Origin of the sequence: Serratia sp. 4542 (genome assembly GCF_016805595.1) — a bacterium.
GTDB lineage: Bacteria > Pseudomonadota > Gammaproteobacteria > Enterobacterales > Enterobacteriaceae > Serratia > Serratia nevei.
On the sequence record NZ_RXKV01000016.1, the window covers coordinates 216,579 to 231,487 of the forward strand.

At 61.2% G+C, this 14,909-nt stretch carries 16 protein-coding genes; 9 read left to right on the forward strand and 7 right to left on the reverse strand.

All coding sequences use genetic code 11. From position 1 onward, the window contains the following. The first annotated feature begins 110 nt into the window (after nucleotides 1–110). Both EKL15_RS22335 and ghrB read left to right on the forward strand, forming a co-directional pair. Entirely contained in the window at nucleotides 111–1,379 is a 1,269-nt protein-coding gene (locus EKL15_RS22335; RefSeq protein WP_060424334.1) for an MFS transporter, read from the forward strand. Between the two features lie 72 nt (nucleotides 1,380–1,451). Next, nucleotides 1,452–2,429, forward strand: coding sequence for a glyoxylate/hydroxypyruvate reductase GhrB (gene ghrB, locus EKL15_RS22340; protein WP_047569939.1), 978 nt, complete (start codon nucleotides 1,452–1,454; stop codon nucleotides 2,427–2,429). 1 nt (nucleotide 2,430) lies between these two features. Here the strand turns inward: ghrB and EKL15_RS22345 are convergent, their stop codons facing one another. Continuing rightward, nucleotides 2,431–2,583 carry a hypothetical protein gene (locus EKL15_RS22345; protein WP_019455508.1) on the reverse strand — a complete coding sequence of 51 codons (153 nt, stop codon included), beginning with the start codon at nucleotides 2,581–2,583 and terminating at the stop codon, nucleotides 2,431–2,433. Between the two features lie 195 nt (nucleotides 2,584–2,778). On the opposite strand from EKL15_RS22345, the gene EKL15_RS22350 reads away from it, so the two are divergent. From EKL15_RS22350 to EKL15_RS22365, 4 genes are all read left to right on the forward strand, one after another. Further along, nucleotides 2,779–4,842 carry an alpha-amylase gene (locus EKL15_RS22350; protein ID WP_100396612.1) on the forward strand — a complete coding sequence of 688 codons (2,064 nt, stop codon included), beginning with the start codon at nucleotides 2,779–2,781 and terminating at the stop codon, nucleotides 4,840–4,842. 135 nt (nucleotides 4,843–4,977) lie between these two features. After that, nucleotides 4,978–6,228, forward strand: a complete 1,251-nt coding sequence (locus EKL15_RS22355; RefSeq protein ID WP_100396613.1) for a valine--pyruvate transaminase — start codon at nucleotides 4,978–4,980, stop codon at nucleotides 6,226–6,228. Between the two features lie 75 nt (nucleotides 6,229–6,303). Further along, complete coding sequence (locus tag EKL15_RS22360; protein WP_004933932.1) at nucleotides 6,304–6,525, forward strand: ribbon-helix-helix domain-containing protein; 222 nt, start codon at nucleotides 6,304–6,306, stop codon at nucleotides 6,523–6,525. Further along, nucleotides 6,525–6,905: a type II toxin-antitoxin system VapC family toxin gene (locus tag EKL15_RS22365; RefSeq protein ID WP_060424343.1), complete on the forward strand. Its 381-nt coding sequence runs from the start codon at nucleotides 6,525–6,527 to the stop codon at nucleotides 6,903–6,905. The genes EKL15_RS22360 and EKL15_RS22365 overlap by 1 nt, the downstream gene beginning before the upstream one ends. Nucleotides 6,906–6,915: 10 nt before the next feature. Here EKL15_RS22365 and EKL15_RS22370 read toward each other — a convergent pair whose 3' ends face one another. The 3 genes from EKL15_RS22370 to ibpA all read right to left on the reverse strand — a co-directional run bounded on the left by EKL15_RS22370 (nucleotide 6,916) and on the right by ibpA (nucleotide 9,684). Next, nucleotides 6,916–8,574: a putative transporter gene (locus EKL15_RS22370; protein WP_084827017.1), complete on the reverse strand. Its 1,659-nt coding sequence runs from the start codon at nucleotides 8,572–8,574 to the stop codon at nucleotides 6,916–6,918. 167 nt (nucleotides 8,575–8,741) lie between these two features. Then, complete coding sequence (gene ibpB, locus EKL15_RS22375) at nucleotides 8,742–9,170, reverse strand: small heat shock chaperone IbpB (RefSeq protein WP_004933922.1); 429 nt, start codon at nucleotides 9,168–9,170, stop codon at nucleotides 8,742–8,744. Nucleotides 9,171–9,270: 100 nt separating this feature from the next. Further along, complete coding sequence (gene ibpA, locus EKL15_RS22380; protein WP_004933919.1) at nucleotides 9,271–9,684, reverse strand: small heat shock chaperone IbpA; 414 nt, start codon at nucleotides 9,682–9,684, stop codon at nucleotides 9,271–9,273. 309 nt (nucleotides 9,685–9,993) lie between these two features. On the opposite strand from ibpA, the gene EKL15_RS22385 reads away from it, so the two are divergent. After that, on the forward strand, nucleotides 9,994–10,341 hold the full coding sequence (locus tag EKL15_RS22385) for a YceK/YidQ family lipoprotein (protein WP_016929593.1): 348 nt from the start codon (nucleotides 9,994–9,996) through the stop codon (nucleotides 10,339–10,341). Nucleotides 10,342–10,371: 30 nt separating this feature from the next. Here EKL15_RS22385 and EKL15_RS22390 read toward each other — a convergent pair whose 3' ends face one another. Further along, entirely contained in the window at nucleotides 10,372–11,652 is a 1,281-nt protein-coding gene (locus EKL15_RS22390) for a DUF3748 domain-containing protein (protein WP_060441258.1), read from the reverse strand. Between the two features lie 132 nt (nucleotides 11,653–11,784). Continuing rightward, nucleotides 11,785–12,105 (reverse strand): hypothetical protein, encoded by a 321-nt coding sequence (locus tag EKL15_RS22395; protein ID WP_060424348.1) that lies wholly within the window; start codon nucleotides 12,103–12,105, stop codon nucleotides 11,785–11,787. 36 nt (nucleotides 12,106–12,141) lie between these two features. Here EKL15_RS22395 and EKL15_RS22400 point away from each other — a divergent pair, with 36 nt between their 5' ends. Both EKL15_RS22400 and EKL15_RS22405 read left to right on the forward strand, forming a co-directional pair. Next, nucleotides 12,142–13,110, forward strand: coding sequence for a threonine/serine dehydratase (locus EKL15_RS22400; RefSeq protein WP_100396614.1), 969 nt, complete (start codon nucleotides 12,142–12,144; stop codon nucleotides 13,108–13,110). Continuing rightward, on the forward strand, nucleotides 13,097–14,038 hold the full coding sequence (locus EKL15_RS22405) for an ornithine cyclodeaminase family protein (RefSeq protein WP_100396615.1): 942 nt from the start codon (nucleotides 13,097–13,099) through the stop codon (nucleotides 14,036–14,038). The genes EKL15_RS22400 and EKL15_RS22405 overlap by 14 nt, the downstream gene beginning before the upstream one ends. Before the next feature lie 25 nt (nucleotides 14,039–14,063). On the opposite strand, the gene yidA is transcribed toward EKL15_RS22405, so the two are convergent. Beyond that, nucleotides 14,064–14,879, reverse strand: coding sequence for a sugar-phosphatase (gene yidA / locus EKL15_RS22410; RefSeq protein ID WP_100396616.1), 816 nt, complete (start codon nucleotides 14,877–14,879; stop codon nucleotides 14,064–14,066). Nucleotides 14,880–14,909 lie beyond the last annotated feature (30 nt).

Below are 14,909 nucleotides of genomic sequence, written 5' to 3' on the forward strand. Positions count from 1 at the left end.
TCAGCCTCTGGCCCTACAACCGGGACGCGTCGGGAGAGCATCTGCCCCTTTGTCTTGCATGCCCAGCGTGCCGGGCGAAGGGGATGCAACACCACTGAAGGATACTGAACATGAACAAAGCGACTGTCGCGGCCAAACGCTGGTGGTACATCATGCCCATCGTGTTTATCACCTACAGCCTGGCCTATCTCGATCGCGCCAACTTCAGCTTCGCCTCTGCCGCCGGCATCAATGAAGATCTCGGCATCACCAAAGGCATGGCCTCGCTGCTGGGTGCGCTGTTTTTCCTCGGTTATTTCTTCTTCCAAATTCCCGGCGCCATCTACGCCGAACGCCGCAGCGTCAAAAAATTGATCTTCTGGTGCCTGATCCTGTGGGGCGGCTGCGCCTCGCTGACCGGCGTGGTCAGCAATATCCCGATGTTGGCCGCCATCCGCTTTATCCTCGGCGTGGTGGAAGCGGCAGTGATGCCGGCGATGCTGATCTACATCAGCAACTGGTTCACTAAATCGGAACGGTCACGCGCCAATACTTTCCTGATCCTCGGCAATCCGGTAACGGTGCTGTGGATGTCGGTGGTGTCCGGTTATCTCATTCACGCTTTCGGCTGGCGCGAAATGTTCATCATCGAGGGCATTCCGGCGGTTATCTGGGCGTTCTGCTGGTGGGTGCTGGCGAAAGACAAACCGGCGCAGGCCGGCTGGCTGAGCGCCGAGGAGAAACTGGCGCTGCAACAGCAGCTGGACGAAGAGCAGAAAGGCATCAAGGCCGTGCGCAACTACGGCGAAGCCTTCCGTTCGCGCAACGTGATCCTGCTGTGCGTGCAGTACTTCGCCTGGAGCATCGGCGTGTACGGCTTCGTGCTGTGGCTGCCTTCCATCCTGCGCAGCGGCATGCAGATGGGCATGGTGGAAGCCGGCTGGCTGTCGGCGGTGCCTTACCTGGCGGCGACCATCGCCATGATCGTGGTCTCCTGGGCGTCGGACAAAATGCAAAACCGCAAGCTGTTCGTCTGGCCGCTGCTACTGATCGGCGCGCTGGCGTTCTTCGGCTCTTACGCCGTGGGCACCAACCACTTCTGGATCTCCTACGGCCTGCTGGTGGTCGCCGGCGCCGCGATGTACGCCCCCTACGGGCCATTCTTCGCCATCATTCCGGAAATGCTGCCGAAAAACGTCGCCGGGGGCGCCATGGCGCTGATCAACAGCATGGGCGCGCTGGGGTCGTTCTTCGGTTCATGGTTCGTCGGCTATCTGAATGGCGCCACCGGCAGCCCGGCGGCCTCTTACATGTTTATGGCCATCGCACTGGTGGTGGCGGTGGTGCTGACGCTGATCGTCAAACCCGCCCGCAACGAGATCCAGCCGCAATTGGCTTGATCCGGTTATACTTTTATCTGTTAACCCAACCGGGGGGGCGCCATGCCCCCTTTGGCCCAGCTGGAGTTCGTGATGAAGCCTTCTATCGTATTGTACAAAAGCCTGCCTGCCGATCTGCGTGAACGTCTGGAACAGCACTTCACCGTGCACGCCTTCAACGGCCTGCAGCCGGAGAACCGCGACGACCTGCGCCAGGCGCTGCAGCAGGCCGAAGGGATCATCGGTTCCGGCGGTAAAATTGACGAAGCCTTCCTGCAGCAGGCACCCAAACTGCGCGCGGCCTCGACCGTTTCCGTCGGCTACGACAACTTCGACGTCGAGGCGCTCAACGCCCATAACGTGCTGCTGATGCACACCCCGACGGTGCTGACCGAAACCGTCGCCGACACCATCATGAGCCTGGTGCTGGCGACCGCGCGCCGGGTGGTGGAAGTGGCCGAGCGGGTGAAGGCCGGCGAATGGCGCGGCAGCATCGGGCCGGACTGGTTCGGCGTCGACGTGCACCATAAAACCATCGGCATCCTCGGCATGGGGCGTATCGGCCTGGCGCTGGCGCAGCGCGCGCATTTCGGCTTCGGCATGCCGGTGCTGTACAACGCCCGCCGCACGCATGAAGAGGCGGAACAGCGCTTTAACGCGCGCCGCTGCGATCTGGATACCCTGCTGGCCGAGTCGGATTTCGTTTGCATCACGCTGCCGCTGACCGAACAAACCTTCCACATGATCGGCCGCGATCAGCTGGCGAAAATGAAGAAAAGCGGCATTCTGATCAACGCCGGCCGCGGGCCGGTGGTGGATGAGCAGGCGCTGATCGAAGCGCTGCAAAACGGCGTGATCCACGCCGCCGGGTTGGACGTGTTCGAGAAAGAGCCGCTGCCGGCCAACTCGCCGCTGCTCAGCATGCCGAACGTGGTGGCGTTGCCGCACATCGGCTCCGCCACCCATGAAACGCGCTACGGCATGGCCGCCTGCGCGGTGGATAATTTGATCGCCGCGTTGACCGGCACGGTGAAAGAAAACTGCGTCAACCCGCAGCTGTTGCGGAAATAACTCAGCGCGGCCGGTGGTCTGCAGATAACCGGCCGTGTTGCTCTTCCTGCTGCGGCGCGAACAACGCCTGCAGCTGATGTTCTTCGGCAAAGTGCTGCAATTCGGCATCCTGAATTGCCTGAACGATCTCTTCTCGCCAGTTTTTGTCCGTCATCGCTAACCTCCTTTGATGTTCATCGTTTAATCTGCCGCAGCGCGCGCGCAAAGCCAAGCCGAATCAATCCGAAAACGCTCCGCCCTTCCTCTCCTCCCCGAAAAACCCCCGCAGGGAGGAGGCCATTTTTCCACCGTTTGCCACACTGGGCGCTACCCTGCGAAAAAACGCTTCCTGCCGCGCGTAAGGAGAGCCATGAAACTGTTACCCCTGCCCTTGTTGATGCTGCTGTCGCCTTCGGCGCTGGCCGGCTGGACGCTGCCGGGCTTCCCGGCCTTCGACGAAACGGCCGCCGGGTTGTTCGCCAGCCAGGCCGCGCTGCCCAAAGGCCAGCTGCCGCTGCGGCTGTATCAGGATAACCACTGCTGGCAGCCGGCCGAGGCGGTGAAGCTTAACCAGACGCTGTCGCTGCAGCCCTGCGGCACTCACCCGCCGGTCAACTGGCGGCAGTTCCGCGCCGGCGATTATCAGGTGCGCATCGACACCCGCAGCGGCACGCCGACGCTGCAGCTCAGCCTGAGCAGCGCGCCGGAAAGCACCGCCGTTGCCGTCCGCAGCTGCCCGCGCTGGGACGGCAAGCCGGTCACAGTCGACGTCGCCTCCACCTTCGCCGAAGGCGAAACGCTGCGCGATTTCTATTCCGGCCAAACGGCGCAGGTGAGCCAGGGGAAAATCACGCTGCAGCCCGCCGCCGCCAGCGGCGGCCTGTTGCTGCTGGAATCCGCCGCCACGGCGAAACCGGCGGCGTTCAGCTGGCATAACGCCACGGTCTACTTCGTGCTGACCGATCGCTTTGAGAACGGCAACCCGGCCAATGACCACAGCTACGGGCGCCGCAGCGACGGCCTGCAGGAAATTGGCACCTTTCACGGCGGCGATCTGGCCGGCCTGACGCAGAAGCTGGATTATCTGCAGCAGCTGGGCGTCAACGCCTTGTGGATCAGCTCGCCGCTGGAGCAGATCCACGGCTGGGTTGGCGGCGGCACCAAAGGCGATTTCCCGCATTACGCCTATCACGGCTATTACGCGCTGGACTGGACTCGCCTCGACGCCAACATGGGCACTGAACAGGAGCTGCGCACGCTGGTCGAGCAAGCGCATCGGCGCGGCATTCGCATTCTGTTCGACGTGGTGGTGAACCACGTCGGCTACGCCACGCTGGCGGATATGCAGACGTTCCACTTCGGCTCGCTGTATCTGCAAGGTACAGAGGTGGAGAAAACCCTGGGGAAAAACTGGAGCGACTGGCGCCCCGGACCGGGGCAAAACTGGCACAGCTTCAACGACTACATCAACTTCAGCGACAAAGCGGGCTGGCGCCAATGGTGGGGGAAAAACTGGATCCGCACCGACATCGGCGACTATGACTCACCGGGCTATGATGACCTGACAATGTCGCTGGCCTTCCTGCCGGACATCAAAACCGAAGCGCCCGGCGCCAGCGGCCTGCCGCTGTTCTATCGCCACAAACCCGACACCGCCGCGCGCGACATGCCCGGCGCCACCACCCGCGATTACCTGACCGTCTGGCTCAGCCAGTGGGTGCGCGATTACGGCATCGACGGTTTTCGCGTCGATACCGCCAAGCACGTGGAAAAACCGACGCTGGCGCTGTTGAAGCAGCGCGCCACGGCGGCATTGGCGGCGTGGAAAGCGGAGCACCCGCAGCAGGCGCTGGATGACGCGCCGTTTTGGATGACCGGCGAGGCCTGGGGCCACGGGGTGATGAAAAGCGACTATTACCAAAACGGCTTCGACGCGATGATCAACTTCGACTTCCAGGACCAGGCGGCGCAGGCATTGGGCTGCTTTGCCGACATCGATGCCACCTACCGGCAGATGGCCGAGCGGCTGCAGGATTTCAACGTGCTGAGCTACCTCTCTTCGCACGACACCCGGCTGTTCTTCGCCAGCGACGCCAAAGGCTCGCTGCCGCTGCAACAGCGGGCGGCGAACCTGCTGTTGCTGGCGCCGGGCGCGGTGCAGATTTACTACGGCGATGAAAGCGGCCGCCCGCTCGGCCCAACCGGTTCCGATCCGCTGCAGGGCACCCGCTCCGACATGAACTGGCGTGAGCTGCTGGGAGAAAAAGCCCCGCTGCTGGCCCACTGGCAACGGTTGGGGCAGTTCCGCGCTCGCCACCCGGCGATCGGCGGCGGCGTGCAAACCCCGCAGCCGCACGCCGCCTACTACGCCTTCAGCCGCCGGCTCGGCGACGATAAGGTGATGGTGGTGTGGGCCGGCGAACGGTCACAATAATCCAGTGTAATATGCTACCAATCGGCCAATGGGCGAAGTTTGTGCCCATTGGTCGATTTGTCGGCCGCATTGCAGCGGGATTTGTCTGGCGGTATGGTGGGGGATTACCTGCTAAGAAACAGTACTGCTGCACCTATGACTTTCTCACTTTTCGGCGAAAAATTTACCCGTTATGCGGGCATTACCCGTTTGATGGACGACCTGAACGAAGGCCTGCGCACCCCCGGTGCCATCATGCTCGGCGGCGGCAACCCGGCGCAGATCCCAGAGATGGAAGCCTACTTTAAACAGCTGTGCCAGGAGATGCTCGATCAGGGCAAACTGTCTGAAGCGCTGTGCAACTACGACGGCCCGCAAGGCAAGGACGCGCTGCTGAAAGCGCTGGCCAATCTGCTGCGCGACGAGCTCGGCTGGGAGATTTCGCCACAGAATATTGCACTGACGAACGGCAGCCAAAGCGCGTTTTTCTACTTGTTCAACCTGTTCGCCGGCCGCTATGCCGACGGTTCGCGCCGCCGCGTGCTGTTCCCATTGGCGCCGGAATATATCGGCTATGCCGACGCCGGGCTGGACGAAGGGCTGTTCGTCTCCGCCAAGCCGAACATCGAGCTGCTGCCGGATGGCCAGTTCAAGTATCACGTTGATTTCGAACACCTCACCATCGGCGACGACATCGGCATGATCTGCGTTTCACGGCCGACCAACCCGACCGGCAACGTGATCACCGACGAAGAGCTGATGAAGCTCGACCTGCTGGCACAGCAGCGCGATATTCCGCTGGTGATCGACAACGCCTATGGCGTGCCGTTCCCCGGCATCATCTTCAGCGACGCCACGCCGCTGTGGAACCCGAACACCATCCTGTGCATGAGTCTGTCCAAGCTCGGCCTGCCGGGCTCGCGCTGCGGCATCGTGATCGCCGACGAGAAGGTGATCACCGCGCTGACCAACATGAACGGCATCATCAGCCTGTCGCCGGGCAGCATGGGGCCGGCGATGGCGACGGAAATGATCGCGCGCGGCGATCTGCTGCGCCTGTCGAACGAGGTGATTCGCCCGTTCTACAAACAGCGCGTCGAGCACACCATCGAGATTATCCGCCGCTACCTGTCGCCGGAGCGCTGCCTGATCCACAAACCGGAAGGGGCTATCTTCCTCTGGCTGTGGTTCAAGGATCTGCCGATCACCACCGAAGTGCTGTATCAGCGCCTGAAAAAGCGCGGCGTGCTGATGGTGCCGGGCCACTACTTCTTCCCGGGGCTGGAGCACGACTGGCCGCACACCCACCAGTGCATGCGCATGAACTACGTGCCCGACCCGGAGAAAATCGAGCGCGGCGTAGCGATCCTGGCGGAAGAGATCGAACGCGCGCATCAGGAAGGCTAACGCCAGCTGATTGAAAATCGACCGATAAAGATATACGATGCATATATCGTATATCTTTTTTTTGGAGGGCTAGCGATGACCCGCATCGTGATCGATTTACCTGAAGAAGACCTGCGGCAGCTCGACAATTTGAAAAATATCCGCCACGTTCCCCGGGCCGAAATCATCCGTCAGGCCGTCTCCCGTTATCTGACGGAGAACCACGTTGAAGATCCCAGCAATGCTTTCGGGCTCTGGTCCGGGGCGATGGGCGATGGCGTAGACTACGAAAATCGTCAGCGCGAGGAGTGGGAATAATGGTGGTTCAACGGGCGCTATTCGACACCAATATCCTGATCGATTATCTCAACGGCATTCCTCAAGCCAAAGACGTTCTGACCGAATACCACATCAACCCGGCTATTAGCGCCATCACCTGGATGGAAGTGATGGTGGGTGCCAAAAAACAGGGGCCGGCGCTGGAGCTGAAAACGCGCCAGTTTTTAGGGCAATTCCTGCTGCTGCCTATTACCGATGAAGTTGCCGAACGCGCCGTAGAACTACGCCACTCACAGCATGTGAAGCTGCCGGACGCCATTATCTGGGCCACCGCGCAGGTGGGGTTCCGGACGCTCATCTCCCGCAACCCCAAAGATTTTGGCACTGACAACGGCGTGTTAATGCCTTACCGGCTGTAGTCGGGCAGCGTTACAGCGTCCAGAACAGCACCGCCAGCAGCTGCGGCGACATGATGCGCAGGAACATCGCCAGCGGATACACGGTGGCGTAAGACAGCGCAGCGGCGCCGCTGGTAGGATGCAGACCGTTGGCGAAGGCCAGCGCCGGCGGATCGGTCATCGATCCCGCCAGCATGCCGGACAGCGTCAGGTAGTTCATCTTGCCCACCGTGCGCGCCAGAATACCGACGCTCAGCAGCGGAATGGCGGTGATCAGCGCGCCGTACCCGACCCACGTCAGCCCCTCGCCGTGCAACAACGTATCGATGAAGTTGCCGCCCGACTTCAATCCAACCACCGCCAGAAACAGCACGATGCCCAGTTCGCGCAGCGCCAGGTTGGCGCTCGGCGGCATAAACCAATACAGCTTGCCGATGCTGCCGATGCGCCCCAGGATCAGCGCGGCCACCAGCGGCCCGCCGGCCAACCCCAGCCGCAATGCCGCCGGGAAGCCGGGCACGAACAGCGGAATGGAGCCGAGCAGCACCCCGAGCCCGATGCCGATAAAGACCGGCAGCATCTGCACCTGCTGCAGTTTTTGTTGGGCGTTGCCGACGATTGCCGTCACCGCGTCGATGGCCTCCGGTCGACCGACCAGGTTGAGAATGTCGCCGAACTGCAGCGTCACGTTGCTGCCGGCCACCAGCTCCACGCCGGCGCGGTTGAGGCGTGAAATCACCACGTCATACTTCTGCTTCAGGTTCAGATCGCGGATTTTCTTGCCCAGCACCTGCTCGTTGGTCACCACCGCCCTCACCACCTGCAGCGCGGTGCCGCGCGTCGACAGCGAGGCGTCCACCTCTTCGCCGATCACCAGCCGGGCATTTTCCAGATCTTCGCGTTTGCCCACCAGATGCAGGTAGTCGCCAAGCTCCAGCCGCTCGTGCGGCGCCGGCACCATCAGCAGCTCCCCGCGTTTGAGGCGCGAACAGACGATCGCTTCACCGTTGAGCAGCGGCACCTGCTTGATCGCCATGCCCTGCAGATTGGGATTGCGCACCGCCACGTTCATGGCGTGCAGCAGCTCACGCTGATTGCCCAGGCGGCTTTCAAACGCCTGCGCCTCGCGCTCGATGTTGATGCGGAAAAACAGCCGGATCAGCCACATCACCAGCAGAATGCCGCATATGCCGAACGGATAGGCCATGGCGTAGCCCATGCCCATCCCGTCCACCAACGCCGGATCGGAACCGAGATCGGTCAGGATTTGTTGACCGGCACCCAGCGCCGGAGTGTTGGTGACCGCGCCGGAGAACACGCCGAGGATGATCGGCAGCGGCACGTCGAACAGCTTGTGCACCGCCGCCGCCACGACGCCGCCGGTCAGCACCAGCAGCACCGCGAAGGCGTTGAGACGCAGACCGGAGACGCGCAGCGAAGAGAAGAAGCCGGGGCCGACCTGAATACCGATGGTGTAGACGAACAGGATCAGGCCGAACTCCTGGATAAAGTGCAGCATGTCCCCGTTCAGGCTGATTTGCCCGCTCTGGGCGAAGTGACCGACCAGGATGCCGCCGAACAGCACGCCGCCGATACCCAGCCCGACGCCGTACAGCTTCCAGTTCCCCATCCACAACCCAATGACGGCCGCCAGCGCCAACATGCTGACGGTCAGGGCGATATCGCTCATAGGTCACATCCTTGCCAAAGTTGAAACGGGAATTCACGGTTAAAAGCACACAATTAACAAGGATTATGACATCGGACAGACGGGGGGACTGTGGCGTGCGCCACATAACGCAGCGGGGGAGATCCGTCTGGATCTCCCCCGCATGATGATGACCGTTTTTCAGTCGGTTATTTGGCTTCCAGCTCCGGCGTCGCACCGATGGCGATGCGCTGCGGCTGCAAGGCTTCCGGCACCTGACGCACCAGATCGATGTGCAGCAGGCCATTTTCAAATTTGGCCTCGGACACCTGCAGATGCTCCGCCAGGGTGAAGGTCAGCTGGAACTCTTTGCACACCAGGCCTTGATGCAGGTATTCGACCTGTTTTTCCGGCGGCGTAGGTTTACCGCTGACGGTCAACCGCGGCCCTTCCACCTCGATATTCAGTTCGCTCTGCCGGAAACCGGCCAGCGCCAGAGAAATGCGGTAGTGATTGTCATCGCTTTTCTCGATGTTGTACGGTGGGAACCCTTGGGGTTCCTGGCCCCCCATTGAACTGGCCAATTTATCAAAACCAATCCACTGACGCAGAAGCGGGGATAAATCGTAATTACGCATAGGAACAACTCCTTTCATTAAGCGAGATGTGTTTATTCAGCCCCCTGACGGCAGGCTAGGTATTATTTTCCGGCAGCGTACCTGCCGGCGAAACGGACATTTATTTAATTTCGATGCGGCGCGGTTTTAATGTTTCCGGCACGATGCGTTGCATGTCGATATACAACAGGCCATTCTCCAGTTTGGCGCCTTTAATTTGAATGTGTTCGGCCAGCTGGAATTTACGCTCGAAATTACGCTCGGCGATGCCTTGGTATAAATAGGTTTTTTCTGCCGGTTCGTTATTGTGCGCCCCGCGCACGATCAGCAGATTATCTTGCGTGGTGATCTCCAGCTCCTGCTCGGCAAACCCGGCTACCGCGATGGCGATGCGATAATGATTTTCGTCCACCAGCTCGACATTATAAGGCGGATAACCGCCGTTGCCCTGACTCTGACCGGCTTCCAGCGCGTTGAACAAGCGATCGAAACCAATGGCGGAACGGTATAGCGGGGAAAGATCAAAATTACGCATAAAACAGCCTCCTAAGGCACTTCAGCGAGGTTGAAATAAATACGCCTTCCACTCTGGACAGGCTAATTAAGCCAGAATTCCCTTACGGCGAATTCTCAATTCGGCTCTGATGATAAAATGGGGGTTGATTTCATCAATTCAACAGGCGAGGATCAAAAAAACTTCGCACCGATTAGGCGAAAGTTTTTTTACCACTTACACTAAAGTGAGAGAGCCGCCACAGAGCGGGATTTTGCTTCTTTAAAAGCAGCAACAGGATGTTATAAATCAGCTTAATTTAGGGGAACAGCAACCCTGCAGGATGGATTAATGACGACGATGAAAGCGATAGCGACGGGCTGCATGTTGTTGGCGACCAGCGGTTGCTCCAGCGTGATGAGCCATACTGGCCCGAATCAGGGTTACTACCCCGGCACCCGCGCCAGCGTGGACATGCTGAAGGACGACAACACCAGCTGGGCGATGATGCCGCTGGTGGCGCTGGATCTGCCGTTTTCCGCAGTGATGGACACCGTACTGCTGCCTTACGACTATCTGCGTTCCGGCAACGACGCCACCGCAGACTCGCCAAAAGCGCGCATCCTGCGCAGCGAGCAGCAGAATCTGGCGGCAACCGGCAATCCCGGCGAAGGCAACGACAGCACCGCCACCCACTAATCGCGCACGCAGCGGGCCGCCAGGCCCGCCTTACACCTCAACCACAAAGATCTGGTTGAACCCCGCTATCTCGCGCATAAACGCCACTTTCTTGCCATCCGGTGAAAACACCACGGCATCCGCCGACGGCGGCTGCGCGCTGCGCTGCGTTAAACGCTGCAGGCGGCCGCCGGCGACCTCGCACAGCATCACGCTGTTGTCGCACACCAAGGCAATCGCCCCGCCCTGCGGGTGCCAGCTGAACGCTGACTGGATGTCATGCTCGCTGCGGCTCACCTGCCGCGGCTCCCCGCCGTTCGGCGACACCGTCCACAGCTGCACCACGCCGCCGTCGTCCTTCATCAAAAATGCGATTTGGCTGCCGTCCGGCGAGCTGCGCAGCCAATGGCGCGGCGCACCGGCAATGCCCGGATAACGACGATCGCCGGTAAAGGTTACCCGCCGCTGCCTGACGCCCTGCGGCGGCGCCGGCAACTCGCTTTCCGTCCCCTGCAGCGGCAAAGCGCCCGCCCTGGCGTAATCGGCATCGTTCTCCGGCAGATCGACAATAAACACCTCCGGCAGCTTCTCGCCGGCGGCGGACAGCGTATCGCCGATGAACGCCAGCGCCCAGCGCTGCCGGCTGCCGTCGGCCTTACGGTAACCCTCGCGGCCGATCCAGCCTTCTTCGTAAGCGCGATTGATCTGATCGCTGCCCGACTGCGGCTGCGGCACCGTCTCGCTGACCAGCACGCAATAGTGGCTACCGTCATACTCGCGCGGGTGCTGTTTCGGCGGATTGACCCCGTGCAGCGGCACGGCCACCCCGACGTTGCGCAGGTCGCGCGCCGGATCGCGTTCGTGCATGACGTGGTCGTTGTAGGTAAAGCTGAGGCGGCTGCCGTCCGGACTGAAAACGTGCACATGGCTTCCGCCGCGCAGCGCGCCGGGCGTGTAGGGAGCGGTGATATCCAGCGCGTCGAGGGTGATGGCCAACTCGCGATCCGGTTCGCTGACGATCACCCCGCGGCGGTGGTGAAAATCATACTGCCAGGCGCTGTCCGGGTGCTCCGGACCGTGGATAAAGGCATAGCGCGCCGGCGCATCGGGACTGACCGTGACCACGCCGACGTGGGCACCGTGCTGGGCGCGATAAACCACCTCCACCGCGCCGCTGGCGACGTTGACCCGCTCGATGCTCAGACCGGTGAAAGAGGCGCCGCGCGGGCGCACGTCATAAGCCAGCCATTGGCTGTCCGGCGTCCAGACGTTGATATTGGTTAACTGATGCCCGCGAGGGTCGAAAGTCAGTTGTTTTTCCCGATGGCTCATGGCGGTTCTCCTGCGCATGCCGGCACTGAGTCGCCATCTTACCGGATCGGCGACTGCGTTTCACATGGCCTGCGCGGGTAAGGCGGGAGGATTTTTCGGTTCGAAATGACGCAATTATTTTTCAGCGTCTTATCATTTAAGCCAAACGACGGCGTCGGCAGGAAATAAGCGGCCGATTAGGCGTTCGCATTCCTGGCGGCGAAACTCAACGGCGCCCATGCCGTATAGGCGGATGCCGCGAGCGCTATTTTTTTCATTCTCATTTCCTTCATCAAAATAAGTCAGCGGCAGCACCTTCCTTAACGCAAATAAATAAAAAATCGTGTCGCTAAACGACAGGTTAATGATTATTTTCAACGCCAACGCGATGCTCTTCCCCGGCCGTTGCCGCTGGCGGGCCGGGTTGCCCGGCGGTCGGGCGACGGGGTTTACAATCAATACAAAAAAGTACAAACTGGATTTTTAAGTCCAAAATATTACGGAGCCGGTATGAATCCCCTCTTCGATGCCATTGTTTCTGCCCATCAGCAACTGCGCCCTCAGGTACGGGTCACGCCCCTGGAGCGCAGCGTGCTGCTTTCGCAGCAGCTCGGCTGCGAGCTGTATCTGAAATGCGACCATCTGCAGCACACCGGCTCCTTTAAATTTCGCGGCGCCAGCAACAAGCTGCGGTTGCTGGATAGCGAGCAACGCCGGCGCGGCGTGATTGCCGCCTCAACCGGCAACCACGGCCAGGCGGTCGCCCTGGCGGGGCAGCTGATGGGCGTTGGCGTCACGGTTTATGCGCCAGAGACGGCCGCGAGCATCAAGCTAGACACCATCCGCGCGCTGGGCGGCACCGTGGAATTGGTGCCGGGCGATGCGCTGAACGCCGAACTGGCCGGGGAACAGGCCGCCCGCGAACAGGGAAAAACCTATATTTCGCCGTATAACGACGAGCAGGTGATCGCCGGCCAGGGCACCTGCGGCATGGAGCTGATTGAACAGCTCACCGGTCTGGACGCCGTGTTCGTGGCGGTGGGCGGTGGTGGCTATATCGCCGGTATCGGCACCGTTTTGCGGCAATTGTCGCCGAACACGCAGCTTATCGCCTGCTGGCCGGAAAACGCCACCAGCATGTACAGCGCGCTGGAAGCGGGCCATATCTTCCCGGTGGAAGAGCAAGAAACGCTGTCCGACGGCACCGCCGGCGGCGTCGAGCCGGGTGCCGTGACCTTTCCCCTGTGCCAACAGCTGATCGACCGTAAAGTGCTGGTCAGCGAGGCAGAGATCAAACACGCGATGCGCCGGATCGCCGCCAGCGATCGGTGGATTATCGAAGGCGCGGCCGGCGTGGCGCTGGCGGCGGCGATCAAACTGGCGCCGGAATATCAGGGGAAAAAAGTGGCGGTGGTGCTGTGCGGCAAAAATATCGTGCTGGAGAAATACCTTAAGGCCATCGCCGATGCGCATCCTTAATCAGCAGCAAATCCTCGCCGCGTTCGACGCCGAGGCCATAACCGCGCTGCTGAAGCAGGGGTTTATCGCCTATTCGCAGCGGCAGGTGCAACAGCCGCCGGTGCAGCATTTCCTGTTCGAACAGGCCGCCGGCGATTGCTGCATCAAATCCGCCTGGCTGGAAGGCGACGAGCTGTTCGTGGTCAAGGTGTCCGCCGGTTTCTATCGCAACGCCGAACGCGGCCTGGCCAGCAATCAGGGATTGGTGATGGCGTTCTCCGCCCAGACCGGCGAACCCCGGGCGCTGCTGCAGGATGAGGGCTGGCTGACCGCGCTGCGCACCGCACTGGCCGGCCGCATCGCCGCCGAGCTGTGCGCGCCGCCGCATATTCAGGCGATCGGCATGGTCGGCACCGGCCTGCAGGCGCGGCTACAGCTGCAATGCCTGAAACCGGTGACCGATTGCCGCAAGGTGTGGGTGTGGGGCCGCAACGAACAGGCGCTGGCGGCGTATCGGCGCGATGCCGAGGCAGAAGGTTTTCGGGTGCTGACCACGCAGGACGCGGCGGAGCTGGCGGCGCACTGTCAGCTGATCGTGACCACCACGCCCAGCCGCGAACCGATCTTGCAGGCGGCGGATATCCGGCCCGGCACGCACATCACCGCCGTGGGCGCCGACGCGCCAGGCAAGCAGGAGCTGGCGACCGATCTGGTGGCCAATGCGGACGCGCTGCTGGTCGATGCGCTGGCGCAATGTGCTGACTATGGCGAGATCGCGACGGCTTATCGGCAAAACAGGCTCACTTCAACGCCAATCGTCGAAATGGGCGCCCTCTTGGCGCAGGGCGGGCGGTTGCGAAGCGAGCCGCAGCACATCACCATCGCCGATCTTACCGGGCTGGCGATTCAGGATCTGCAGATCGCCAAAGGGGTGTTGGCGGCAATATAAAGGGGCGCCGCAGCGCCCCATTTTATCAGCCGTTGAGCACGAACTTCTCGATGGCGCGCGCCACGCCGTCTTCGGTATTGGCGCTGGTGACAAACTGCGCCACCGCTTTCAGCTCGGGAATGGCATTGCCCATCGCCACGCCGACGCCGGCATACTCAATCATCGCCGTATCGTTGGCCTGATCCCCCAGCGTCATGATGTTTTCCCGCGCCACGCCGAGGTGCTCGGCCAGCATTCTCACCCCGGCGCCCTTATCGACGTTCTTATGCAGGATTTCGAGGAAGTAAGGCGCGCTTTTCAGAATGGTGTAACGCTCGCGCGTTTCCGCCGGGATGCGCGCAATGGCGCTATCCAGCAGCTCCGGCTCGTCGATCATCATCACTTTAGGGAAACGCATCTGGCGATCCATCTCCTCCACGCTGCGGTATTTCAGCGGAATACCGGTCATTGCCGCCTCGTGTATGGTGTATTTGCCAATGTCTTTATTCGGGGTATACAGGGTGTCGAAATCAAACGCCTGGTAGTGAACGCCGAACTCGCGCGCCATCTGCTCGAAGTGCAGATAGTCCTCAAAGCCCAGCGTTTCCTGCAGGATGCAGGCGCCGTCGACCGCACGCAGCACCAGTGCGCCGTTATAGGTTATACAGAAATCGCCGGGGCCCTGAATGTCCAACTGGCGCAGATGATCCTGCACGCCGACATAAGGCCGCCCGGTGGCCAGCACCACGTGCACCCCTTTGCGCCGCGCTGCCGCGATAGCCTGCTTTACCGCCGGCGTGATTTGGTGCTGCGGATCCAGCAACGTGCCGTCCATGTCGATCGCAATCAGTTCAATAGCCATTCAACGCTTCTCCCAGTGGTTTTTTCTCAT

Coding starts and splice junctions, on each gene's coding strand:
- ibpA (WP_004933919.1), bottom strand. CDS start 9,684: ATGCGTAATTTTGATCTTTCCCCGCTATACCGTTCCGCCATTGGTTTC.
- EKL15_RS22345 (WP_019455508.1), bottom strand. CDS start 2,583: ATGACGGACAAAAACTGGCGAGAAGAGATCGTTCAGGCAATTCAGGAT.
- EKL15_RS22405 (WP_100396615.1), top strand. CDS start 13,097: ATGCGCATCCTTAATCAGCAGCAAATCCTCGCCGCGTTCGACGCCGAG.
- EKL15_RS22350 (WP_100396612.1), top strand. CDS start 2,779: ATGAAACTGTTACCCCTGCCCTTGTTGATGCTGCTGTCGCCTTCGGCG.
- ghrB (WP_047569939.1), top strand. CDS start 1,452: ATGAAGCCTTCTATCGTATTGTACAAAAGCCTGCCTGCCGATCTGCGT.
- EKL15_RS22400 (WP_100396614.1), top strand. CDS start 12,142: ATGAATCCCCTCTTCGATGCCATTGTTTCTGCCCATCAGCAACTGCGC.
- EKL15_RS22385 (WP_016929593.1), top strand. CDS start 9,994: ATGACGACGATGAAAGCGATAGCGACGGGCTGCATGTTGTTGGCGACC.
- EKL15_RS22355 (WP_100396613.1), top strand. CDS start 4,978: ATGACTTTCTCACTTTTCGGCGAAAAATTTACCCGTTATGCGGGCATT.
- EKL15_RS22335 (WP_060424334.1), top strand. CDS start 111: ATGAACAAAGCGACTGTCGCGGCCAAACGCTGGTGGTACATCATGCCC.
- EKL15_RS22365 (WP_060424343.1), top strand. CDS start 6,525: ATGGTGGTTCAACGGGCGCTATTCGACACCAATATCCTGATCGATTAT.
- EKL15_RS22370 (WP_084827017.1), bottom strand. CDS start 8,574: ATGAGCGATATCGCCCTGACCGTCAGCATGTTGGCGCTGGCGGCCGTC.
- yidA (WP_100396616.1), bottom strand. CDS start 14,879: ATGGCTATTGAACTGATTGCGATCGACATGGACGGCACGTTGCTGGAT.
- EKL15_RS22390 (WP_060441258.1), bottom strand. CDS start 11,652: ATGAGCCATCGGGAAAAACAACTGACTTTCGACCCTCGCGGGCATCAG.
- EKL15_RS22360 (WP_004933932.1), top strand. CDS start 6,304: ATGACCCGCATCGTGATCGATTTACCTGAAGAAGACCTGCGGCAGCTC.
- ibpB (WP_004933922.1), bottom strand. CDS start 9,170: ATGCGTAATTACGATTTATCCCCGCTTCTGCGTCAGTGGATTGGTTTT.